Annotated in this window: 19 protein-coding genes; 6 read left to right on the forward strand and 13 right to left on the reverse strand. The window is 66.3% G+C overall.

The window, feature by feature from the left end:
• Nucleotides 1-3 precede the first annotated feature (3 nt).
• Nucleotides 4-405, forward strand: coding sequence for a hypothetical protein (locus tag GN330_RS14325; protein WP_156713362.1), 402 nt, complete (start codon nucleotides 4-6; stop codon nucleotides 403-405).
• A 74-nt stretch (nucleotides 406-479) separates the two neighbouring features.
• Here GN330_RS14325 and GN330_RS14330 read toward each other — a convergent pair whose 3' ends face one another.
• From GN330_RS14330 to GN330_RS14375, 10 genes are all read right to left on the reverse strand, one after another.
• The gene (locus tag GN330_RS14330; RefSeq protein ID WP_156713363.1) at nucleotides 480-1,028 is read right to left on the reverse strand and encodes a VOC family protein; all 549 of its coding nucleotides are present in this window, start codon (nucleotides 1,026-1,028) and stop codon (nucleotides 480-482) included.
• A 272-nt stretch (nucleotides 1,029-1,300) separates the two neighbouring features.
• Complete coding sequence (locus GN330_RS14335; protein WP_156713364.1) at nucleotides 1,301-1,552, reverse strand: formate dehydrogenase subunit delta; 252 nt, start codon at nucleotides 1,550-1,552, stop codon at nucleotides 1,301-1,303.
• Entirely contained in the window at nucleotides 1,542-2,366 is an 825-nt protein-coding gene (gene fdhD / locus GN330_RS14340; RefSeq protein ID WP_156713365.1) for a formate dehydrogenase accessory sulfurtransferase FdhD, read from the reverse strand. The genes GN330_RS14335 and fdhD overlap by 11 nt, the downstream gene beginning before the upstream one ends.
• Before the next feature lie 49 nt (nucleotides 2,367-2,415).
• Entirely contained in the window at nucleotides 2,416-5,301 is a 2,886-nt protein-coding gene (gene fdhF / locus GN330_RS14345; protein WP_156713366.1) for a formate dehydrogenase subunit alpha, read from the reverse strand.
• 77 nt (nucleotides 5,302-5,378) lie between these two features.
• Entirely contained in the window at nucleotides 5,379-6,935 is a 1,557-nt protein-coding gene (locus tag GN330_RS14350) for a formate dehydrogenase beta subunit (RefSeq protein WP_156713367.1), read from the reverse strand.
• Nucleotides 6,932-7,417, reverse strand: a complete 486-nt coding sequence (locus tag GN330_RS14355) for a formate dehydrogenase subunit gamma (RefSeq protein WP_156713368.1) — start codon at nucleotides 7,415-7,417, stop codon at nucleotides 6,932-6,934. The genes GN330_RS14350 and GN330_RS14355 overlap by 4 nt, the downstream gene beginning before the upstream one ends.
• A gap of 144 nt (nucleotides 7,418-7,561) precedes the next feature.
• Nucleotides 7,562-8,461 (reverse strand): LysR family transcriptional regulator, encoded by a 900-nt coding sequence (locus GN330_RS14360; protein WP_156713369.1) that lies wholly within the window; start codon nucleotides 8,459-8,461, stop codon nucleotides 7,562-7,564.
• A gap of 59 nt (nucleotides 8,462-8,520) precedes the next feature.
• Nucleotides 8,521-8,748, reverse strand: a complete 228-nt coding sequence (locus tag GN330_RS14365) for a DUF4287 domain-containing protein (RefSeq protein ID WP_156713370.1) — start codon at nucleotides 8,746-8,748, stop codon at nucleotides 8,521-8,523.
• 40 nt (nucleotides 8,749-8,788) lie between these two features.
• Nucleotides 8,789-9,277 carry a VOC family protein gene (locus GN330_RS14370; RefSeq protein WP_156713371.1) on the reverse strand — a complete coding sequence of 163 codons (489 nt, stop codon included), beginning with the start codon at nucleotides 9,275-9,277 and terminating at the stop codon, nucleotides 8,789-8,791.
• A 23-nt stretch (nucleotides 9,278-9,300) separates the two neighbouring features.
• A complete protein-coding gene (locus GN330_RS14375; RefSeq protein ID WP_156713372.1) occupies nucleotides 9,301-9,711 on the reverse strand; it encodes a VOC family protein in 411 nt (136 codons plus the stop codon).
• A gap of 269 nt (nucleotides 9,712-9,980) precedes the next feature.
• On the opposite strand from GN330_RS14375, the gene GN330_RS14380 reads away from it, so the two are divergent.
• The 3 genes from GN330_RS14380 (at nucleotide 9,981) to GN330_RS14390 (ending at nucleotide 17,692) form a co-directional block, all read left to right on the forward strand.
• Nucleotides 9,981-11,129 (forward strand): Mrp/NBP35 family ATP-binding protein, encoded by a 1,149-nt coding sequence (locus GN330_RS14380; protein ID WP_156713373.1) that lies wholly within the window; start codon nucleotides 9,981-9,983, stop codon nucleotides 11,127-11,129.
• A gap of 224 nt (nucleotides 11,130-11,353) precedes the next feature.
• On the forward strand, nucleotides 11,354-13,192 hold the full coding sequence (locus tag GN330_RS14385) for an adenylate/guanylate cyclase domain-containing protein (protein WP_343040682.1): 1,839 nt from the start codon (nucleotides 11,354-11,356) through the stop codon (nucleotides 13,190-13,192).
• A 312-nt stretch (nucleotides 13,193-13,504) separates the two neighbouring features.
• Nucleotides 13,505-17,692, forward strand: a complete 4,188-nt coding sequence (locus GN330_RS14390; RefSeq protein ID WP_156713374.1) for a cytochrome P450 — start codon at nucleotides 13,505-13,507, stop codon at nucleotides 17,690-17,692.
• Between the two features lie 71 nt (nucleotides 17,693-17,763).
• Here GN330_RS14390 and GN330_RS14395 read toward each other — a convergent pair whose 3' ends face one another.
• Nucleotides 17,764-18,447: a Crp/Fnr family transcriptional regulator gene (locus GN330_RS14395; protein ID WP_156713375.1), complete on the reverse strand. Its 684-nt coding sequence runs from the start codon at nucleotides 18,445-18,447 to the stop codon at nucleotides 17,764-17,766.
• Nucleotides 18,448-18,605: 158 nt separating this feature from the next.
• Between GN330_RS14395 and paaG the strand changes: the two genes are divergently transcribed.
• Nucleotides 18,606-19,403: a 2-(1,2-epoxy-1,2-dihydrophenyl)acetyl-CoA isomerase PaaG gene (gene paaG / locus GN330_RS14400; protein WP_156713376.1), complete on the forward strand. Its 798-nt coding sequence runs from the start codon at nucleotides 18,606-18,608 to the stop codon at nucleotides 19,401-19,403.
• A 124-nt stretch (nucleotides 19,404-19,527) separates the two neighbouring features.
• Here the strand turns inward: paaG and GN330_RS14405 are convergent, their stop codons facing one another.
• Nucleotides 19,528-19,980 carry an SRPBCC family protein gene (locus GN330_RS14405; protein ID WP_106572845.1) on the reverse strand — a complete coding sequence of 151 codons (453 nt, stop codon included), beginning with the start codon at nucleotides 19,978-19,980 and terminating at the stop codon, nucleotides 19,528-19,530.
• 143 nt (nucleotides 19,981-20,123) lie between these two features.
• Here GN330_RS14405 and GN330_RS14410 point away from each other — a divergent pair, with 143 nt between their 5' ends.
• Complete coding sequence (locus GN330_RS14410) at nucleotides 20,124-21,941, forward strand: IlvD/Edd family dehydratase (protein WP_156713377.1); 1,818 nt, start codon at nucleotides 20,124-20,126, stop codon at nucleotides 21,939-21,941.
• A 68-nt stretch (nucleotides 21,942-22,009) separates the two neighbouring features.
• Here the strand turns inward: GN330_RS14410 and pdxR are convergent, their stop codons facing one another.
• Complete coding sequence (gene pdxR, locus GN330_RS14415) at nucleotides 22,010-23,500, reverse strand: MocR-like pyridoxine biosynthesis transcription factor PdxR (RefSeq protein ID WP_156713378.1); 1,491 nt, start codon at nucleotides 23,498-23,500, stop codon at nucleotides 22,010-22,012.
• Between the last annotated feature and the right edge of the window lie 56 nt (nucleotides 23,501-23,556).

Consider the following 23,556-nt stretch of genomic DNA (forward strand, 5'->3'; position numbering starts at 1 on the left):
CGCATGTCCGCTGTCGCGACCGCCAGCGCCGCCGATGAAAGCGGCCCTCACCACGAGCCGATCGGCGTTGTGCTGGCGCGGGTCGAGACCGCGCTCGAAACGATCGCGCACGCCATCGACGCCAACCAGGCCCATATCGCCGCTGCGGTCGCCGCCGGCGGCGCGCGGCCGGCCGCTGCCGCCCACAAGGCGATGCAGGAGGCCGACCTCCTGGCCCAGAAGGTGGCCGGCATCGCGTCGTTCCTGCGTGCCGTCGCTGTCGAAGTGCCGGGCGATTGGCATGTCGACACCGCCGGCGCCACACGCGCCCTCACGCTCGCCGATCTCGCCTTGGCGATCGGGGCGAAGGGCCGCGCCGCCCACGTCCATGACGAGGTCGATCACGGCCATTGTGACCTGTTCTGAGCCGTTTTTATCGCGCTGAAGGTTCGTTCGGGTCCGCAAAGTCGGCTCCCGTCGCTTGCCGGTTCGGTGCCGCCTCAATCGGCGATTTCGGCCAACTCCCTGGCATGCAGCCATTCGGCATGGCGCGGCGCCCGCTTGGTGCGCGACCATTCCTCCAGCATGTCCCACTTGACCGCGTCGAGCCGTTTCATCAGCGCCTCTTCCTCCGGATCCGGGCAGGCGAGTTCCACCCGGTGGCCGTTGGGATCGAAGAAATAGATCGAGTGGAAGATCGAGTGGTCGGTGACGCCGAGCACATCGATCCCGTTCGCCTCCAACTGGTCCTTGAACGCCAGCAGCGTGTCGCGGTCGCCGACCCTGAAGGCGATGTGCTGGACCCAGGGCGGCGTGTTCTCGTCGCGGCCCATCGCCGGCTTGGTGGGCAGCTCGAAAAAGGCGAGAACATTGCCGTTTCCGGCATCCAGGAACACATGCATGTAGGGATCGGGCTCGTGGGTCGAGGGCACGTGATCCTCGGCGATCGCCAGCACGAAATCCATGTTGAGATTGTTCACATACCAATCGACGGTCTGCTTGGCATCGTTGCAGCGATAGGCGACGTGATGGATTTTCTCGATCTTCATCGGCAGGTCCTCCATGAATATAGTTACGTTCGTAACTGTTACGTTTGTAACTAACAAGATGGAAGCCGGCTCGGCGAACGATCCAGCGGTTCCCCCGTTCACCGCCTGCAAAACGGGCGAGGCTTGTAAATCCTATGCCGACGACCTCGCCTTCGGACGGTGACGGGCGGGTCTACCTGATGTCGAGCCTGCAGGCGGGCAAGTCGACGATCAATCCCGATGTCCGGATAGGTGGGCGCGCAACATGGCGCTGGTCAGGCAGTAGAGCGGCCTCAGGCGGTTTGTTGTGCCGGCCGCCTGACTTTGTCGGCCGCCTCGGCGACCAGCGGGCTCAGGCCCGCGCCGCCGGCGTCGACGATCTCGAAGAACTGACGCCGCATGCGCGGCTCCCAGAAATCGTTGATATGCTTGGCCACCCCCTCGGCTGCCTCGGCGGGCGGCATGGTTTCGAAGAAGCGACCGATCTGGTTGGCCATGTAGACGAGCTTGTCCTTGCCGGTGCGCGTTTCGTGCTCAGGCGACATTCTGGCTGGCTCCGTTCCTGATCCGCTCGGGATGGGTGAAGATGTCGAACTCGTCGCCGCGCACCAGCGCGACCAGCGTCATGCCTGCGTCCTCCGCCATGCGGATGGCGAGCGCGGTCGGCGCCGACACCGCGATGATCACGCCGGCGCCGATGGCCGCGGTCTTCTGCACCATTTCCACCGACACGCGCGAGGTGACGACGACCGCGCCGCTGGCCCCGTCGATGCCCGATCTGGCCAGCGCGCCGGCGAGCTTGTCGAGCGCGTTGTGACGGCCGACATCCTCGCGCGCGGCGACGATGCCGCTGCCGGGACGGTAGAATCCGGCCGCGTGCACCGCGCCGGTCTCGGCGTGCAGCGGCTGCGCTTCGGCCAGCAGTCTGGCGGCGCCGGTGATGTCGTCGGCTGAAAGCGTAAGCATAGACTGACCGACATCCGCGACCGCGCGCATCGCCTCCTCGATCGATTCGATGCCGCACAGTCCGCAGCCGACAGGGCCGGCCAGCCTGCGCCTACGCGCCTCGAAGCGCCGGTTGGCGGTGTCCTTGAGACGGATCTGGATATCGATACCGGGCCCGGCGTCTTCGATCGTGATCGCGTCGACCTCGTCCGGTGCGGCGACAATGCCTTCGGTCAGGGCGAAGCCGAGCGCGAAATCCTCGAAATCGGCCGGCGTCGCCATCATCACCGCGTGCGTGGTGCCGGCGAAGCTGAGCGCTACCGGCGTTTCCTCCGGCACCATGCGCGCGGCCGCCTTGGTTCCGCCGGCGCGGCGGGCGATGCGTGAGGTCGAGGTGATCGGCGGCCGGATCATGGCGCAGCCCCGGACCCGGAAAACGGGCGCGAGAGGCGCGCGGCCATCGTCATTCCGCGGCTTCCAGCGGCCGGGCGATCCGGCGGGCCAGCCGGGCCTGTTCCTCGTATTCGACCTGCCAGTCGGACGGCCCGTTGGAGGGCGACACCTGGACGGCGGTCACCTTGTATTCGGGGCAATTGGTCGCCCAGTCGGAAAATTCGGTGGTGACCACGTTGGCCTGCGTGTCGGGGTGATGGAAGGTGGTGTAGACCACGCCCGGCGCCACCCGATCGGTGATCTGCGCCCGGAGCGTCGTTTCGCCGGCCCGGCTCCTGATCCTGACCCAGTCGCCGTCACACAGGCCGCGCTGCTCGGCGTCGTGCGGATGGATCTCCAGCCTGTCCTCGCTGTGCCAGACCACGTTTTCGGTGCGTCTGGTCTGGGCGCCGACATTATATTGCGACAAGATGCGCCCCGTCGTCAGAAGCAGCGGGAAGCGCGGCCCCGACTTTTCGTCGGTGGCGACATATTCGGTGCGGATGAACTTGCCCTTGCCACGCACGAAGCCGTCAATATGCATCACCGGCGTGCCAGTCGGCGCCTTGTCGTTGCAGGGCCACTGCACCGAACCCTCGCGATCCAACAGGTCGTAGTTTACCCCGGCGAAGCTCGGCGTCGTCAGCGCGATCTCGTCCATAACCTGGGCGGGATGGGTATAGGCCCAGTCGAGCCCCATCGCCTGGGCGAGGCGCTGGGTGACTTCCCAGTCGGCCAGCCCGTTCTTTGGCGCCATCACCTTGCGGACGCGGTTGATGCGCCGCTCGGCATTGGTGAAGGTGCCGTCCTTTTCCAGGAAGGTCGAGCCCGGCAGGAAGACGTGGGCGTAATTGGCCGTTTCGTTGAGAAACAAATCGTGCACGACCACGCACTCCATCGCCGCCAGGCCGGCGGCGACGTGCTTGGTGTCGGGATCGGACTGCAGGATGTCCTCGCCCTGGATGTAGAGGCCTCGGAACGAGCCCTCGACGGCGGCGTCGAGCATGTTGGGGATCCGCAGACCGGGCTCCGGGTCGAGCGTGACGTTCCACACCGCCTCGAACACGTCGCGGGTGGCGTCGTCGGACATGTGGCGATAGCCCGGCAGCTCGTGCGGGAAGGAGCCCATGTCGCAGGCGCCCTGGACGTTGTTCTGCCCGCGCAGCGGGTTAACCCCGACGCCCGGCCGGCCGATATTGCCGGTCAGCATGGCGAGATTGGCGATTGCCATCACCGTGGTCGAGCCCTGGCTGTGTTCGGTCACGCCGAGGCCGTAGTAAATCGCCGCATTGCCGCCGGTGGCGTAGAGCCTGGCCGCGGCGCGGATGGTGTCGGCCGCAACGCCCGAAACTTTTTCCACCTCTTCCGGACTGTGCTGCGGTTCGGCGGCGAAGGCGGCGTAGTCCTCGAATTCCGACCAGTCGCAGCGCTCGCGGATGAAGGCCTCGTCGAACAGCCCTTCGGTGACGATCACGTGGGAGAGCGCGGTCAAAACAGCGACATTGGTGCCCGGCCTGAGCGGCAGATGGTGCGCGGCCTCGACATGCGGCTGGCGCACCAGGTCGATGCGGCGCGGGTCGATGACGATCAGCCTGGCGCCCTCGCGCAGCCGCTTCTTCAGCCGCGAGGCGAACACCGGATGGCCGTCGGTCGGATTGGCGCCGATGATCAGCGCGACGTCGGTATGCTCGACCGAATCGAAATCCTGCGTGCCGGCCGAGGTGCCGAACGTGGTCTTCAGCCCGTAGCCGGTCGGCGAGTGGCACACGCGCGCGCAGGTGTCGACGTTGTTGTTGCCGAAACCCTGGCGGATCAGCTTCTGGACGAGGAAGGTCTCCTCGTTGGTGCAGCGCGAGGAGGTGATGCCGCCGATCGCGCCCTTGCCGTATTGGTACTGGATGCGCCGGAACTCGCCGGCCACATGCGCGAACGCTTCTTCCCAGCTGACCTCGCGCCAGGGATCGGTGATCTTGTCGCGCACCATCGGGTTCAGGATGCGGTCCTTGTGGGTGGCGTAGCCCCAGGCGAAGCGGCCCTTGACGCAGGAATGGCCGCGATTGGCCTTGCCGTCCTTGTAGGGCATCATGCGCACCAGCTCGTCGCCGCGCATCTCCGCCTTGAACGAGCAGCCGACGCCGCAATAGGCGCAGGTCGTGACCACCGAATGTTCCGGCTGGCCGATCTCGATTACCGATTTCTCGCGCAGCGTCGCGGTCGGGCAGGCCTGCACGCAGGCGCCGCAGGACACGCATTCCGACTCGATGAAGGGCTGGTGCATGCCCGCCGACACCCGGCTTTCGAAGCCACGGCCCTCGATCGTCAGCGCGAAGGTGCCCTGCACCTCCTCGCAGGCGCGCACGCAGCGCGAGCACACGATGCATTTGGACGGGTCGTAGGTGAAATAGGGGTTGGATTCGTCCTTCTTCATCCAGCGGAAATTCTCCGCCCCGTCGCCGGCATGCCGGGCGTGGACGTGGTTGTCGCCATCGTAGCCGTAGCGCACGTCGCGCAGGCCGACCACGCCGGCCATGTCCTGCAATTCGCAATCGCCATTGGCCGCGCAGGTCAGGCAGTCGAGCGGGTGGTCGGAGATGTAGAGCTCCATCACGCCGCGGCGGATGTCCTTGAGCCTGCCGGTCTGGGTCTTGACCACGATGCCCGGCGCGACCGGCGTGGTGCACGACGAGGGCGTGCCGTTGCGGCCTTCGATCTCGACCAGGCACAAGCGGCACGAGCCGAAGGCGTCGACCATGTCGGTCGCGCACAGCTTCGGAATCTTGATGCCGGTCTCCATCGCCGCGCGCATGATCGAGGTGCCCTCCGGCACGGTGACCGAAAAGCCGTCGATCGTCAGCGTGACGTCGTTTTCCGCAGTGGAGTGCGGGGTTCCGTAGTCGATTTCGGTGATCAGACCCATGGGATCGCTCCTGAACCGAATGTCTATCCTACCACATCATCGCGGCGGGAATTGGGGGAGGGCGGCGAAGCGGCGCATCACTCCGCCGCTTCGTTCATCGCCCGTGGACGAAAATCATCGGGGAAATGCGTCAGCGCGCTCATCACCGGATAGGGCGTGAAGCCGCCGAGCGCGCATAACGAGCCGAACTTCATCGTGTTGCAGAGGTCAGTGACGAGCGCGATCTGCCTGTCGGGCGCCTCGCCGGCGGCGATCCTGTCGATCACCTCGACGCCGCGGACCGAGCCGATCCGGCACGGCGTGCACTTGCCGCAGCTTTCGATGGCGCAGAACTCCATCGCGAAACGCGCCTGTTTGAGCATGTCGGCCGTGTCGTCGAACACCACGATACCGGCATGGCCGATCAGCCCGTCCTTGGCCGCGAACGCCTCGTAGTCGAACGGCGTGTCGAACAGCGCGCGCGGGAAATAGGCGCCGAGCGGACCGCCGACCTGCACCGCCTTGACCGGGCGGCCGGTCGCCGTGCCGCCGCCGATCTCGTCGACGATCTCGCCCAGCGTAAGGCCGAAACCGGCCTCGAACAGCCCGCCATATTTGACGTTGCCGGCAATCTGGATCGGGATCGTGCCGCGCGAGCGGCCCATGCCGAAATCGCGGTAGAACGCGGCGCCCTTGTCCATGATGATGGGCACCGAGGCGAGCGAGATGACATTGTTGACCACGGTCGGGCGGCCGAACAGACCCTTATGCGCCGGCAGCGGCGGCTTGGCCCTAACCTGGCCGCGCTTGCCCTCCAGGCTTTCCAGGAGCGAGGTTTCCTCGCCGCAGACATAGGCACCGGCGCCGACGCGCACTTCGATGTCGAAGGCGTTGGGCGAACCGAGCACGCTGGCGCCGAGGATGCCGGCCGTACGCGCGATCGCGATCGCGGCGTTCATGGCGCGGATGGCATGCGGATATTCGGAACGCAGATAGATGTAACCCTTGGTGGCGCCGGTCGCGATGCCGGCGATCGCCATGCCCTCGATCAGCACGAAGGGGTCGCCCTCCATGATCATCCGGTCGGCGAAGGTGCCACTGTCGCCCTCGTCGGCGTTGCAGACGATATATTTGCGCGCGTCTGTCGTCGCGAGCACGGTCTTCCATTTGATGCCGGTCGGAAAGCCGGCGCCGCCGCGCCCGCGCAGGCCCGAGTCCGTTACCTGTTCGACGATCGCCGCCGGCGTCATGGCGACCGCCTTTTCCAGCCCGGCAAGCCCGCCATGGGCGCGGTAATCGTCGAGCGACAGCGGGTCGGTGATGCCGCAGCGCGCGAAGGTCAGCCGGCTTTGCCGCTTGAGGAACGGAATCTCCTCCGGATCGCCGAGCCGCAGCGCGTGGTCGCCGCCGTCAAGCAGGCCGGTGTCGAGCAGCGCGGCGACGTCTTCGGCCGCGACCGGGCCGTAGGCGACGCGGCCCCGGTCAGTCTCGACCTCGACCATCGGCTCCAGCCAGTAGAGCCCGCGCGAGCCGTTGCGCACGATTTGGGCGTCGAGGCCCCGTTCGGCGAGCCCGTCGGCCAAAGCGAGGGCGACCTTGTCGGCGCCGAGCGCCAGCGCCCCGGCATCGCCGGGCACGAAAATTCGCGCCGTCATGACCGCACCTCGCGGGCGATCGCCTCGACCTTGTCCCGGTCGAGGCGGCCTATCACCTGGTCGTCGACCATCGCCGCCGGCGCGCAGGCGCACAGGCCCAGACAATAGACCGGTTCCAGCGTCACCGAGCCGTCGGCCGCGGTCTCGTGAAGGCCGACGCCGAGCAAATCCATCAGCCGCGCGGCGAGCGCGTCGCCGTCCATCGACTGGCACGCCTCCGCCCGGCACAGCTTGACCACGTGCCGTCCGGCCGGTTCGCGCCGGTAATCGTGATAAAACGACATCACGCCGTGAACTTCCGCCCGTGACAGGTTGAGCGCGTCGGCGATCACCGGCAGGGCGTCCTGCGGCACGAAGCCGAATTCGGCCTGTACGCCGTTGAGGATCGGCAGAAGCGGACCTTCCAGCCCCTTCTTGGCATCGATGACGGCGTTGGTCCGTCCGGCAATATCCGCCGGCGCCTGGGTACCTTGCTGCTGCATGGCGTGCAGCGCCCTCCCTGTTCGGCGCGCCGAAGAGCGACGCTAAGTGGTTAGGAAACCAGACGAAACCGCGACAATCAATAAAGCGGTTCCGTGGCTTGATAGAAAATTTCTATCAAGCTGCTCTCCCTTGCCAGAAATAGGTCAGTCGGGCCGTCGAAAATCGCCTGCCAGCGTCATCGCCTCGTCCAGAAGCGCCGCCACCAGCGGCACATGTGGCTCGCGCCGTGTCGCGACCAGGCCGACCAGGTGGCTGGCATCCGGCTCGACGATCGGGATAGCCCGGATCGGCTCCGAAAAGCCGAAGGTCTCGGCCAGGTTGAGCGGCATGATCGAGGCCCATTTGCCGGTGCGGATGTGGGAAAACAGCACGATCATCGAGTTCGATTCCAGCGTCGGCCGCGACACGGTACCGGCCTCGGCCAGATGATGGTCGATGATGCGCCGGTTCTGCATGTCGGGGGTGAGCAGGCACAGCGGCAGTTCCGCGACTTCGGCCCAACTCACCTCGTTGCGGTCCGACAAGGCGTTGCCGACCGCCGTGATCAACTGATAGCGCTCGGAATAAAGCGGCACCGAGGTGACGTTGCCGAGCGGCTCGTTGTCGAGATAGGTGATGCCGACATCGATGTCGAAATTGCCGAGCAGCGACAGGACCTCGATCGAGGTGCGCGACAGCACCGAGAAGCTGACGCCGGGATGGCGCTCGCGAAACGGCGTGGTGATGCGCGCCACCATGGCGAGCGCGGTCGGAATGGCGGCGATGCGGATACGGCCCGACAGCCCGTTGCGCGCCGCGCGCATCTCCTCGCGCATGGCGCGCGCGTCGCCGACGATGCGGCGCGCCCAACCCAGCACCTGCTCGCCCTCCGTCGTCAGCCCCTGGAAACGCGAGCCGCGCTTGACCAGCATCACGCCGAGCTGATCCTCGAGCTGTTTCACCGCCGCCGACAGCGTCGGCTGGCTGATGCCGAGCGTCTCCGCCGCGCGGCCGAAATGCTGTTCGCGGGCGAGCGCGATGAAGAATTCGAGCTTGTCGATCATGGTCGAACACTATCCGTATGCGAGCCGGTGCGCCACCGGCTCCGCCGGCCGCTTGACGCTCAATCGCCGGGTTTCTTCTTTCCCGACAGCAGCGCGTAGATCGCCATCGAGTGGCCGTGACCGAGCCCGAACTCGGTCTTCAGCCACAAGATGATCTGGCCCGCCTTCACGTCATGCTTCAGGCGTTCCCCGTCCATCAGGCCCTTTTCCTCAGCCATGCGGTGAAAATCGCCCGGGCTCTTGCCGGTTTTTTTCCCGATCGTGTCGAGATAGGCCTGAAAGGACATGGCTATCAATTCCTGCGATCGCTTAGGTGTGAAATGACGTTCAGCCCTTTGCCGCGGCTTCCAGCGCCGCCACATCGATCTTGACCATCCCCATCATGGCGGCGGTGACGCGTCTGGCAGCATCCCGGTCGGGACCCTGCGTCAAGCGCAGCAGGGCCTCGGGCACGATCTGCCAGGCAAAGCCGTATTTGTCCTTCACCCAGCCGCATTGGACCGCGCGCCCGCCGTCGGCACACAGCCTGTCCCAATACTCGTCCACCTCCGCCTGATCTGCGCACAGCATCTGCAAGGAGACGCTGTCATTGGGCGTGGCGCCGGGGTGGGCGCCGCCGTTCAGGCAGATGACGCGATGGCCCTCGATGACGACTTCCGCCGTCAGGACCTGGCCTTCCTTCGTATAAGGCTCACCGCCGCCGGGCGCCCTGGTGATCTCGCCGAGTTCCGTCGTGCGGAACACCGACGCGTAGAAGCGGGCGGCTTCCTCGGCCCGCGACTCGAACCACAGCCAGGTGCTGATCTTGCTTTCCATGTCGCTCTCCCATTTCCGTCCGTTCATGTCTGCGCGCAATTGATCATCCACGCCGTGCCGTAGCGGTCTTTCACCATGCCGAACTTTTTTGCCCAGAATGTTGGTTCAAGGGGCATGGTCACCGTGCCGCCGTCGGCGAACGCGTCGAAGATTTTTTCGGCGCGCGCCTCGTCCTCGATCTGGATCGAGATCGACACGCCCTGCTGCTCGGCCGGTCCGAATTCCGGCGGCGTATCCGCGCCCATCAGCTCGCCCGCCTCGGTGACGAGATGGGCGTTGAGGATCTTGTCCTGCCATCCGGCCGAGACCTGGCTGCCGGCCGGCGTCTCGGCGTGGCTGATCATCGCTTCGATCCGACCGTCGAGCACCTTGGCATAGAATTCGAACGCCTCGCGGCAGCGGCCGTCGAAGGAAAGGTAGGGAACGAATTTCATTGTATGGTCCTTTTTCGTTGCTGGTCGTGGGGCGTGCCCGATTTCGTGTAAAAGCCGCGCCCGTAAGCGGGCTTTCATGGTCACGACGAACGAAGCGAAGGCGTTTCGACAGGTTTCGAATATTTTTCTGCCATCGGCGCTGCCGGAGATCGGAGTTCTGCCCGATGTCGGCGGATTTGTCGCTCTTGGCCGGACCGACGATCTGCCTTATCTCAAGGCGCACGACCTCGGGCCGACGGTCTCAGGCCACAGCGAACGCGAGAGATGTCATGAGCGTCACAAAACAAACCGTTCTGGAGACCTTGCGCTCCATCAAGGGCCCCGATTTCGAGGGCGACATCGTTTCGCTGGGACTGGTCTCGGAGATATTCGTCGCCGACGGCAAGGTGTTTTTTTCCATCACCGTTCCCGCCGAGCGGGCCCAGCAGCTCGAACCGTTGCGCGCTGCCGCCGAGCGCGCCGTGAAGGCGATGCCCGGTGTGACCGGAGCCGTGGTCGCGCTGACCGCCGAACGCAAGGGTGGCGGCATGGAGCGCGCGCCGGCCCCGCGCCCGGCCGCGCAGCCGCAGCGCTCCGCGCCAGCGCCGCAGGGCGCGCCAGCGGGTCGCCAGCCCGGCAAGCGCGAGGTTCCCGGCATTGGCGCCATCATCGCGGTCGCATCGGGCAAGGGCGGTGTCGGCAAGTCGACCACCGCCGTGAACCTGGCGCTCGCCCTTAAGGCGGCCGGCAAGCGTGTCGGCCTGCTCGATGCCGACATTTACGGGCCGTCCATGCCACGCCTGCTGGGCATTTCCGGTAAGCCCGAGACCATCGACGGCAAGATCCTGAAGCCGATGGAGAAATACGGCCTCAAGGTGATGTCGATCGGCTTCCTCGTCGAGGAGGAGACGCCGATGATCTGGCGCGGCCCGATGGTGGTGTCGGCACTGACCCAGATGTTGCGCGAGGTCGCCTGGGGCGAACTCGACATCCTGGTGGTCGACATGCCGCCTGGCACCGGTGACGCGCAGCTTACCATGGCCCAGCAGGTGCCGCTGGCCGGCGCCGTCATCGTCTCGACACCGCAGGACCTTGCCTTGATCGACGCCCGCAAGGGGTTGAACATGTTCCGCCGGGTCGACGTTCCGGTGCTCGGCATCGTCGAGAACATGAGCTATTTCATCGCGCCCGACACCGGCAAGCGTTACGACATTTTCGGTCATGGCGGCGCCGAGGCGGAGGCCGGCCGGCTCGGCGTTCCCTTTCTTGGCGCCGTGCCGCTGGAAATGGCGATCCGCGAAACTTCCGACGCCGGCACGCCGGTGGTCGCCTCCGATCCGCAGGGCGCGCATGCCGAAAAATACCGCGCGATCGCCGAAGCCGCCCTGGCCGGCCTGAGCGCCGAAACCCCGTCGGCGCCGGATATCGTCTACGACTAGACGGCCCGTTTGCGCCCGCCCGGCGGTTCGGGACATCCGCGGTGGAATCGCGCAATAGGATTTGCTAATCAAACACTACGTCGTCCTCTCGGACGCGTAGTGGGGCGCATATGATTGTTCGTTTTTCTGGCAGGCCGCGCACGGCGCCACCTGCCGAACGTGAGGAGCATGCGGCGGGCGTGTCCGTCGTTTCCGACCACGCGGCCGCGATCGGGGGGGCGTGAGTGCCGGGCCGGCAGTTCACGCGGCAGGTGGCGACGATCGTGTCGATCGACGCGGCCGGATTTTCGCGCCTCATGGGCATGGATGACGAGGCTGCCGTTGCCACCTTCGAGGGCCATCGCGACATCATCCGCGACTGCTGCGCGAGCCATGGCGGCCGCATGTTCGGACCCGCCGGCGACAGCATGATGGCCGAATTCGGCGCACCCGTCGACGCACTGCTTGCCGCGATCGAGTTCCAAGCTCTAATCACCCGAGCCAACCTGGATGTTCCCGAGGCTGGGCGCATGGCTTTCCGCGCCGGCATCAATACCGGCCAGGTGATTGTCCGCGACGAAAGCCTCTATGGCGACGACGTCAACATCGCCGCGCGGCTGCAGGAGATCGCGCCCGAGGGCGGCGTGGTGGTTTCGGAGACCAGCTGGCATCATCTGCGCGGCGTGGCCGCGGCCCGCTTCACCGATCTGGGCGTGCAGGACTTTCACAATATCCTGCTTCCGGTGCGGGCCTTCCGCGTCGAGCGGCCCGGGTCCGGTGAGGCCGGCGAGACCGACCGGGGCTTGGAGACCCTTCCGGCAGCGGCGTTCTCTTTTTTTCGCGCCGACGGCAAGGGCGGTCCGCCGGCGGTTGCGGTGCTGCCGTTCCGCATCGAAGGCGCCGCCCCGGAGATCGGCTACATGGCCGAGGGCATGGCCGAGGATATCGTCGTCGGCCTGTCGAACACGCGCTGGCTGCCGGTCATTTCGATGAACTCCAGCCTGCAATTCAGGGACGAGGCGGTATCGTCCGAGGCGGCCGGCCGGGCGCTTGGCGCCCGTTACGTCGTGACCGGAAGGATCGCGCGCGCCGGCGACATGCTGCGTGTGCGCGTCGCGCTCGACGACGCCTCGACCAATCGCACCATCTGGTCACGCGGGTATGACCGCGAGCTTGCCGACATGTTCGCCATGCAGGCCGAGATCGGCAACGAGATCGTCGCCATGCTGGAAAAGGAGGTCGACCGCGTCGAACAGGCGCGCACTTTCCGTATTCCCTGGGAAGGGCTGGAGAGTTGGCAGCTCGTGCGCCGCGGACGATGGCACATGCAGCGCCGCACGCGCGAGGATACCGCGCTGGCGCTCGACTTCTTCGAGAAGGCGCATGAGCGCGATCAGAACGCCAGCACTGTGCTGAACGAACTCGCCTGGTGGTATTTCTGGCGCTCCTGGCTGAATTTCGGCGATGGCGGCGAGTATCGCGAGGATCTGGCCCGGGTCGAGGATTATTCGCGCAAGGCGCTCTACATGGACAGCCAGGACGCGCGCCCGCACGCCCATCTGGGCATCGTCGACATCATGCTGGCACGGCCGGCCTCCGCGCTCGAGCATCTGTCGGAGGCGCTGCGCATCAATCCCAGCTTCGCCTTCGCGCGTTCGGCCATGGGCAGCGCGCATCTGCTTCTGGGCGAACAGAAGCGCGCGATCCCGCTTTTTCTCGACGCCGATCGGTTGAGCCCGTTCGATCTTTACCGCTTTCACAATCTCGGCGAGCTTGCCGCCGCCTATTGCTTCGACGAGGATTGGCGCGCGGCTGCGACCACGGCCGAACGCTCCCTGTCGCTGGCGCCGTCCTACTGGTATGCGCGCTTCCTGAAGATCGTGGCGCTGGGCGCGCTGGGCGAACGGTCCGCCGCGACGGCGGAAAACGCGATCCTGTTTGCCCGTCATCCGCAATTTTCGACCACGCGCGTGGAATGGATTCCCTATAGCCGGCCCGAACTCAACCGGTCCCTGATCGGGGCTTACGAGCGCGCGGTCGGATCGGCCAATACAGCCGCGCGGCGGGAGAGGGTAGAGCGGTAGACGGCGGGCGCTGTGTGAAGCGCGTCACTTACAGGGGCGCGGCGCTATCCCACTGCTAGAGCGGTTCCTCTTTAACTGGAAGCGGTTTGATGGAAAATCCGTCCAAGCCGGGAGCGTCCATAGTGTTGATATCGCCCGTCAAACCGCAATCACCCGACCTTGGTCTTTCCCGTCCTGGACGGCGTCGCGCCCGGCTCACGGTGCCTGCACCGCATCGCCACGCGCTCCTGGCCGGACCGCGAAATCCCGGCGGTCAAACGATTCCAGTTAACGAGGAACGGCTCTAGAGCGCGGCAGTTTGCGGGAAACGGAATGTTTCGGACAAAATATCATGACGGCGTGAGGGCGGCGCGGGCCGCACAGCGCCCGGTTTCCGAGATGCCCCCCTTCGATCCGGAGCGCTTGCGCAGCTCCGGCCTGATTGCGCGGGCGGTTTCGGCATTTCTGGAGAATCCGCGACCGGCCACCCGTTTTTTCCGCCGCTACTGGCCGATCCTTTCGCTCGGCAAGACCGTCATCGTGTTCAAGAACGCGGACGTGCGCGAGGTCCTGGAACGCCAGGAGGATTTCGAAACGCCGTTCGGCCCCGAGATGGAGGAAATGGCGGGCGGCGCCAATTTTGTCCTCGGCATGCAGGACGGCGGCGAGTACAGGCGCATCAAGTCGGCGCTTTTGTCGGCCTTTCCGCCGTCGGAGATCGAGACGGTTGTGCGCCCGATCGCGGCCCGCCATAGCGCCGGGATCATGCGCGGCGCCGTGCCCGGCTTCGATGCCGTCGACCGGATGCTGAAAACCGTGCCGGTGCGTATCTGCCGCGACTATTTCGGCATGGTGATCGAGGACGAGCTCGCTTTCGCCGACTGGGCGATCGCGTTGTCGTCGCTGTTCTTCGCCGACCCGACCGGCAACGCCAAGACCCGCGAGCTCGCCGTCGTGGCATCCGAACGCATGCTGGCGACCATCGACCGCTCGCTGGCACGCGTGCGGGCCGGCTTCGGCAAGAGCGACACGCCGCTCGCCCGGCTCGTCGCCATCCGCGCCGCCGATCCCGCAGCGCTCGGCGAAGACGAGATCCGCTCGGTGATGATGGGCATGATCGCCGGGTTTACGCCGACCAATCTGCTTGCGGCCGGCAACGCGCTCGATGTCGTCTTGACGATGCCGGAGGCGCGCGCGGCGGTCGAGGCAGCGCTTGCCGCCGGCGATGACGCCGCGCTGACCCGCGCCATCGACGAGGCGATGCGTTTCAAGCCGATCAATCCCGGTCCGTTTCGCTACGTGCCGCGCGACACCGTACTGGCCAAGGGCACCGGGCGGCAAAAGACGCTCAAGGCGGGCACCACGGTCTGGCCCTGGACCTTGTCGGCGATGTTCGACGCCGACGACGTCAAGCAGCCGGAACGGTTCGATCCCGATCGGCCGCAGCGCAATTCGCTGGTGTTCGGGCACGGCATCCATTGGTGCGTCGGTGCGGCTCTGGCGAGGGTCCAGATCGGCGAGGCTTTCCGCGCGCTGTTTTCCAAACCGGGCCTGCGACGGGCAGCGGGCGCGCCGGGCCGGCTTGCCCGTCGCGGCGCCTTTCCCGAAAGCCTGTGCGTGGACTTCGACGTGTCTGCCGAAGTACGCGCGGTCGGGCACTCATTCGTCACCATCGCCGTACCGGTCGCCGGCACCGTCGCCCCGGCGCGGCTGCGCGCCATGGTCGAGGCGCTCGGCAATCCCGCCGATAGCGCAATTCGCGCAGCGTTTGACGCCACCGGGCTGGTGCATTTCGCCAGCCTGTCGGTGATCGGCAAGGCCGATCAGGCCACCGAGCGCCCGGACGACCCCAAACATCTGGTGTTCGAATTTTCCGCCGACGGAGACCAGAAAACCGCGATCGCGGCCGTTGCCGATGGAGCTGGTCCATGGCTGCGGCCGGTCTTCGAGGCGGCCGGCGCGCTCGACAAAGAAGGGGATTTCGCCGCCCTGCTGCACCGACATGCCCTGGCGGTCTCGCCAGCGCCCGGCGATGTCGCCGGGCTGTGCTTCACCGGTACGCCCGGCCATTCGGTGCGCCGCATCCTGGCAGAGGAAGAGCTCTGCGCGGAGGCGAACGAGATCGTCTGCGCCCAGCCCGCGGACGCCGGCGACAGCGCGCTCGACCGTCTCGACACCGTGCGGCGGGCATTGGCCGACAAGGGCGGTTACGACTGGGCCTTCCAGGCTGCGCCGAGCGGCCTCGACGCGCCGGCCGGCGATGTCTGGGACATGGTGCGCAAGACCGTGTCGGCGCCGCGCCTGCTCGCCGGTATTGCCGCCGTGTTCGGCATTCTTTCCGCCTGTATCCTGTTTTTTGCTTTCGAGGCCCCGTTCGACGGCGTTTTGCGGGGTTTCTTTTCCGTCCTAGCCGCGTTGCTTCTCGGCCTCCTGGCGCTGTGCGCGCTGGTCGGTCTGCCGGCCGCGATTGTCTATTGGCGTTTCCGCCGCCTGGAGCGGGAACCGCAGATCGAGGCCGGGCCGCTGCCGCCCGACCGGTTCGAGGCGATAACGGCACGCGAGGACCATGGCGTGCAGAACCATCTCGCCGCGATCTCGGTGATGAAACCCGGCCGCCTGCGCCGGCTCGCGCTGCGACTCGCCTTCTTCACCATCCTCCAGTTCGTGCGGCATGTGTTCGCGCCGGGACGGCTCGCCGATATCGGCTCGATCCACTACGCGCGCTGGGTGCTACTTCCGGGCACCGACAAGCTGCTGTTCTTCAGCAATTACGGCGGCAGCTGGGGCAGCTATCTGGAGGATTTCATCACCAAGGCGGCGAAGGGGCTGACGGGGGTGTGGAGCAATACGGCCGGATTTCCAAAGGCAAGAAATCTGTTCTTCGACGGCGCGACCGACGGCGACCGCTTCAAACTGTGGGCGCGGGCCCAGCAGATCCCAACCCTGTTCTGGTATTCGGCCTATCCGGCGCTCAATACCGGCGCGATCCGCCGCAACGCCGCGATAAGACGGGGTCTGGCGACGGCCCGCACCGACAGCGAGGCCGCGGCCTGGCTGGCCCTTTTCGGCTCCAAGCCGCGGACCGCCGGCGGGTTGGAGACCGAGGATATCCAGTCGATCCTGTTCGGCGGCATGGGGCGGCTTGCCGAAGCCCGTATGGTGGCGCTGCGCATGCCCGAGCATATGCCCCGCGCGGCGCGGCGCGATTGGCTCGACCATCTGGTGCACAGCACCGCCTTCGGCGGTATCGAGCCGACCGAGGCGGCGATGGTGAGCGCTTTCGCCCCGGGCGGCCTGGTCAAGCTCGGCCTGTCCGGGCTCGACGGCGGGCTGCCGGGCTCTTTCCCGACGACCTTTCGGCATGGCATGGCCGACCCGCATCAAAACCGGGTGCTGGGCGATGTCGGCGACAATGCGCCGGAGCACTGGGAATGGGGCAATGCCGACGAGCCCGTCGACGCGGTGCTGGTGCTTTATGCCGACACGCGGCAACGGTTGGAGAAAAATGTCGACGCGCTGGCGAACCTATCGGCGGCGGCCGGCATGGAGACGGTCGCCAGCCTGCCGCTCACGATCGAGCGCGACGTCAGGGGCAAGCCGATCGAGCATTTCGGCTTCCGCGACGGCATCTCCCAGCCGGTGATCGCCGGCACGCCGCGCGCGCTGCGCGCTGCTGCCGCCCAGCACCGGATAGCGGCGGGCGAATTCGTTCTCGGCTATCCCGACGAGCTCGGCCGGCTGCCGCCATCGCCGATGCTTGGCGCGGGGCTGGACGCACGCGGCCGCCTGTCGGGTCGCGACCGCGCGGCCAGCGCCGGCGAGGATCCGCAATGGCGCGATTTCGGCCGCAACGGTTCGTTTCTCGTCATCCGCCAATTGGCCCAGAATGTCGGCGCGTTCGAGAAATTCTGCCGCGATACAGCGCGCGCGCTCGGCCGCACCGAGATCGCCGGCCGGCCGGCGCCAGAATGGGTCGGCGCGAAGATGCTCGGCCGCTGGAAGGACGGCACCTCGCTGATCGGCCATCCGGAATGGCGCGCCGGGCAGGAGCCAGATAACGATTTTCTGTTTGCCAGCGACGACGCGCAGGGACGCCAGTGCCCGTTCGGAGCGCATATACGCCGTTCCAACCCGCGCGATTCGCTGGGCGCGAAGCCGGAAACGCAAATCCAGATTTCCAAGCGTCACCGCATCCTGCGGATCGGCCGTACTTACGCCAGACAGGCCAAAGGCGGTAAAAAAGCCGAAAAGGGCATGGTGTTCATGTGCCTCAACGCCGATATCGAGCGCCAGTTCGCCTTCGTCCAGCAGACCTGGGTAAACAATCGCGGTTTCGAGAGCCTGCGCGGGGAAGCCGATCCGCTCGTCGGCAACGTGGCTGGCGAAGGCTGTTTCACGGTCGCCGGGCCGGAAGGCCCGCTGCGGCTGAAAGGGTTGAGCGCATTCGTCACGCTACGCGGCGGCGGTTATTTCTTCGTGCCGAGCAGGCGGGCGCTGCGCTATCTGCGTTCACAGTCATAGAACCGTCCACTCCGCTGCCGGGGAGCGTCAGCCGCCGGGCGCGCGCCTTGATTATGCGCCGGGGCTCCGCGTCAGTCGTCGGGCGCCGAGCCCAGCTTCTCCAGTACGGCGCGGTTCAGAACCTTGAGCCCGCCGCGCCGAATTTCAATCACGCCGAGGCGGCGCCAGTCGGTCAGCGTCTTGTTGATCGATTCCCGTGTCGCGCCGAGGAATTCGGCCAGTTCCGATTGCGAGATGCCGATCCAGCCGGTCTCGTCCTGGATCAGCTCACACAGCAACAAAAGCCGTTTGGCCAGCCGCGCCTCGATCTTGAGCAGGGCCTGGTCGCCAAGCTCCGCGCTCACCCAGCGCAGCCTGGCGCACAAAACCCCGATCATAGCGCTGGCGAGCCGGGGATGCGCCTCGATGCGGTCGAACAATTGCCGCCGCGACACCGATACCAAGGTGGCTTCCGTCAGGCAGGTCGCCGTGGCCGTCCGCAAGCCGCCGTCGAGCGCGCCGATCTCGCCGATCAGGCTCTTTTCGGTTTCGATATTGGCGACAAGCTTGCGCCCGCCTTCTGAATAGATCGCGATCTCGATCGTGCCGTCGATGACGCCGTAGACCCGGTCGGCCTCGTCGTCCTGCATGAACAGGTGATGACCGGGCTTCACATGCTCTTGCGGGCAGCCGTCGAACAGAAGCCGGAACAGCGCCTCCTCCAGGCGGACCTGTTGCTGCTCGCCCGCCGACCTGTCCATCAACTCACTTGCCATGCCCGTACTCAACCGGTATCCGCCGTCCAGCCGGATCGTTTCCCGTTGCAACGCCTCGCCTTCCGCCACGGGCGGTCCAGGCCGAAATTGATCGCCGCCGCCGGGCATGTAAACTGGCGCGGCCCGTACCAGCCGGCGGACCCAGGAGAAACAACCCGATGAGCGACGCGCCAGTATTGCATGAACAAAAAGACGGTTACAGCGTCATCACGCTCAACCGGCCGGATCGTTTGAACGCGTTTAACGAATTGCAACACCAGCAATTGCGCGCGGCCCTCGACGCCTGCGAGGCCGACGCCGGCTGCGGCGCGATCGTCCTGACGGGCGCAGGCCGCGGCTTTTGCGCCGGCCAGGACCTTTCGGACCGCGATCCGACGCTGATCGGCGAGAATCCCGACCTCGGCAAGACGCTGGAGACTTTCTACAATCCGCTGGTGCGCAAGCTCAGGGCGATGCCCAAGCCCGTCATCTGTGCCGTCAACGGCGTGGCCGCCGGCGCCGGCGCCAATATAGCGCTCGCCTGCGATATCGTCATCGCGGCCAAATCGGCCAAATTCATCCAGGCTTTTTCCAAGATCGCGCTGATCCCCGACGCGGGCGGCACCTACTGGCTGACCCGGCTGGTGGGCGAGGCGCGGGCCATGGCGCTGGCGCTGACCGCGCATCCGCTTCCGGCGCAAGACGCCGCCGATTGGGGCCTGATCTGGCGGGCCGTCGAGGACGACCAATTGATGGAAGAGGCGACCAGGCTGGCCGAAGGCTTCGCCAGCGGACCGACCCGCGCCTATGCGCTGACCAAGCGGGCGGTCCACGCCGCCTCGACCAATTCGCTCGACGCGCAGCTCGACCTGGAGCGGCAATTGCAGCGCGAGGCGGGCCGCTCCGACGACTACAAGGAGGGGGTGAGCGCCTTCCTCGAGAAGCGCCCGGCAAATTATCGGCGCAAGGCGGGATAGGGCGCGCCGGCGGCCAACGCCAGCCTGTGCCGGGGCGCGGCCTCCGCATGGATATCTGGCGCCGCAAACCGAAACGGCCCGCGCAGAGGCTGCGGGCCGTCCGGTCGTTACGGGCTCTATCGCGTCAGGACTTGCTGACCTGCTCGTTCAGATTGGAAAAAAACTGTCCGGCGAGCTTTTTCGACGTCGACATGATGAGGCGGCTGCCGAGCTGGGCGATCTTGCCGCCGACATCGGCGTTGACCTTGTAGGTCAACAGCGTCTCGTTCGGTCCCTTTTCGACCAGTTCGACATCGGCGCCGCCCTTGGCGAAGCCGGCGATGCCGCCCTTGCCTTCGCCCTGGATCGTGTAGGAATGCGGCGGCTTGAGGTTCTTCAACTCGACCTCGCCGGAGAACTTCGCCTTGATCGGCCCGATCTTCAGCGACACGGTCGCCGCCATCTCGGTGTCCGACTTCTTCTCCAGGCTTTCGCATCCCGGGATGCTGGCTTTCAGCACGTCGGGATCGTTGAGCGCCTTCCACACCTCGCCAATCGGAGCCTCGATCGTCTCCTCGCCTTCCATATTCACGGCCATGAATGTCTCCCTTGCTCTCGGCGTTCGACCTAACCCAGCCGCCCGCGCGTGTCCATCGGCATGTGGTCGCGGACCCGCGCGCATATCCTTGCCGCCGCCGCGCCCTTGCAATAACCATAAGCCGATCACGACGGGAGTGCGCGATGACGAACAGGGCGAACGGTCACCGGCGGCAGACCACCAGGCTGCGTTCCCAGCAATGGTTCGACAATCCGGACGATCCCGGCATGACGGCGCTCTATCTCGAGCGTTATCTCAATTACGGCCTCACCCGCGAGGAACTGCAATCGGGCAAGCCGCTGATCGGCATCGCCCAGACCGGTTCGGATCTGTCGCCCTGCAATCGGCACCATATCGAGCTGGCCAAGCGGCTGCGCGCCGGCATCGAGGCGGCCGGCGGCATCCCGCTGGAATTTCCGGTCCACCCGATTCAGGAGACGGGCAAGCGCCCGACCGCCTCGCTCGACCGCAATCTCGCCTATCTCGCCCTGGTCGAGGTGCTCTACGGCTACCCGCTCGATGCGGTGGTGCTGACGATCGGCTGCGACAAGACCACGCCGGCGTTGCTGATGGCCGCGGCGACCGTCAACATTCCAGCGATCGCGCTGTCGGTCGGGCCGATGCTCAATGGCTGGCACAAGGGTCGGCGCACCGGTTCAGGCACCATTGTGTGGGAATCGCGCGAGCGTTTGGCGGCCGGCGAGATCGACTATGAGGAGTTCATGGAGATCGTTTCCTCCTCCGCCCCCTCGGTCGGTTATTGCAACACGATGGGAACGGCCACGACGATGAACTCTCTCGCCGAGGCGCTCGGCATGCAGCTTCCCGGCTCGGCTGCCATCCCCGCGCCCTATCGCGAACGCGGCCAGATCGCCTACCAGACCGGACGGCGCATCGTCGCCATGGTCGAGGAGGACCTGAAGCCGTCCGACATCATGACGCGCGCCGCGTTTGAAAACGCCGTCGTCGTCAATTCGGCGATCGGCGGGTCGACCAACGCGCCGATCCACCTCAACGCGATCGCCCGTCATCTCGGCGTGCCGCTCGACAATGACGACTGGCAGGCGCTCGGGCACGACATCCCGCTGCTGGTGAATTTGCAGCCGGCCGGCGAATATCTCGGCGAGGACTACCACCATGCCGGCGGCGTGCCTGCGGTGGTCGCCGAGCTTTTGAAGGCCGGCCTGCTGCCGCATCCCGACGCCGTGACCGCCAACGGCCACTCGATCGGCGACAATTGCCGGGCGGTCGAAACGCTCGACACCGACGTCATCCGGCCGGTCGCGCGGCCGCTGAAGGCGGCGGCCGGTTTCATCAACCTGAAGGGTAACCTATTCGCGTCCGCGATCATGAAGACCAGCGTGATCTCCGAGGAGTTCCGCGCGCGCTATCTGTCCAATCCAGACGATCCCGAGGCCTTTGAGGGCAATGCAGTCGTGTTCGACGGTCCCGAGGACTACCACGCCCGCATCGAGGACCCGGCGCTCGGCGTCGACGAGCGCTCGATCCTGTTCATGCGCGGCACCGGCCCGGTCGGCTATCCGGGCGCGGCCGAAGTGGTCAACATGCAGCCGCCGGCCGCGCTTTTGAAAAGGGGCATTCACGCCCTACCCTGCGTCGGCGACGGCCGCCAGTCGGGAACGTCGGGCAGCCCCTCGATCCTCAACGCCTCGCCGGAGGCGGCGGCAGGCGGCGGACTGGCCCTTTTGCGCGACGGCGATCGCGTGCGCATCGATCTCGGCAAAGCGACCGCCGACATCTTGATTTCCGATGACGAGTTGCAGCGCCGGCGCACCGAACTGGTCGAGCAGGGCGGTTATGCGTTTCCCGATCACCAGACGCCGTGGCAGGAAATCCAGCGCGCGATGGTCGATCAGCTTTCCGAAGGCATGGTGCTGAAACCGGCGGTGCGCTATCGCCGGATCGCCCAAGAGATGGGCGTTCCGCGCGACAATCACTGAGCGAAGCGCCAGGCGCCGACCCGCGAAACCGGCGCCGGGCCTGCGGGCCGATCGTGCCGGGGCGGAGATCAGGCGGCGGCGCGTCGTCCGGCCGCAACGGCCAGTTCGCGGATGCCCGGCTCGATATTTTGCAGCGCGATCGAGGAAATCCCCAGCCGGATGAAGCGGGTCGGCGCATTGATGCCGTCGAAGAAGCGGGCGCCGGGCTCGATCAGGACGCTGCGCGCGGCGGCGATCTCGGCGAGCTTGTCGGAATCGATGTCCGCAGGCCCCTGCAGCCAGATCGATGTGCCGCCGGCCGAATCCGTCACCCGCCAGTCGGGCAGGTGACAGGCGATCGCCTGCGTGAGCCGTTCGCGGCGCTCGGCGAAGGCGCTCGACAGGCGCCGCACCAGCGCGTCGTGATGGCCGAGCGACAAAAACAGCGCCACGGCGCGCTGGTTGTTCGCCGGCGGGTGGCGCAGCATGAAGCGCCGCAATGCGCGCAGTTCGGCGATCAGTTCGGCCGAGGCGACGATGTAGCCGAGCCGCAGCCCGGGCGCGAGCGTCTTCGACATCGAGCCGACATGGACGACGCGTCCGGTCCGGTCGAGGCTTTTCAGCGCCTGCTGCGGCGCCTCGTCGATCAACTGGCTGTCATAGCCGTCCTCGATGATGATTTGGTCGTATTTGACCGCGCGCGCCAGAAGCTCCTCGCGCCGTCCGGCGCTGAGCGGCACCATGGTCGGACAATGGTGGCTCGGCGTGACGAACACGTAGCCGCAATCGGCGGGGATGCGCTCGGTGACGATGCCGTTGCCGTCGACGGGCACAGGCACGGTTTCGGCACCCGAAAGCCGGAAGATCGAGCGCGCGTCGGGATAGCCCGGCTCCTCCATCGCCACGCGCGTGCCCTTGCCCATCAGAAGCTGGGCCAACATGTAAAGCGCGTTTTGCGCGCCCAGCGTCACGATGATCTCGTCGGGATTGGCGAAGATGCCGCGGCGCGGCAAAAGGCGCGCCTGGATCTGCTCGATCAGCAGTGGGTCGTCCTGATCGACCATGTCGGCCGCCCAGTCGCGGATTTCCAGCACGGCCAGCGCCATGCGGTTGCACTCGCGCCATTCGGCGGTCGGAAACAGCGCCGGATCGAACTGGCCGTAGACGAACGGATAGGACGACTTGATCCAGTTCTCCATCTTCATCGGCGCCGGCATTTCGCTCGCCGGAATCTTGCGGCGTTTTTTCCAGTCGATGCCGCTGCCCGACGGCGTGCTCTTGGGCACCTGCCGCGAGGGCGTGGTCAGCACTTCCGGGTTGACGAAATGGCCGCGCCGCTCGCGCGCGATCAAAAAACCCTGGTCGACGAGCTGTTGGAAGGCGAGCACGACCGTTCCGCGCGCGACGCCGAGCTTTTCGGCCAGGATGCGGCACGACGGCAGCGGCATCGATGGCGAGATCTGCCGGTCGAGGATCGCGGCCACGATCGCCTGGCGGATTTGAGCCTGCAGCGTCTGCCCGGAATCGGGCGAGATGGTGAACAGTCCGGACCAGATCGCGGAATCGTTTCTCGTAGCCATGGCGCAACACCCTCCACCTAGACCATTAAACGGGTGTTTAGTGCGCTTCAAGACTG

The organism is Nitratireductor arenosus, assembly GCF_009742725.1.
Classification (GTDB): Bacteria; Pseudomonadota; Alphaproteobacteria; order Rhizobiales; family Rhizobiaceae; genus Mangrovimarina; species Mangrovimarina arenosa.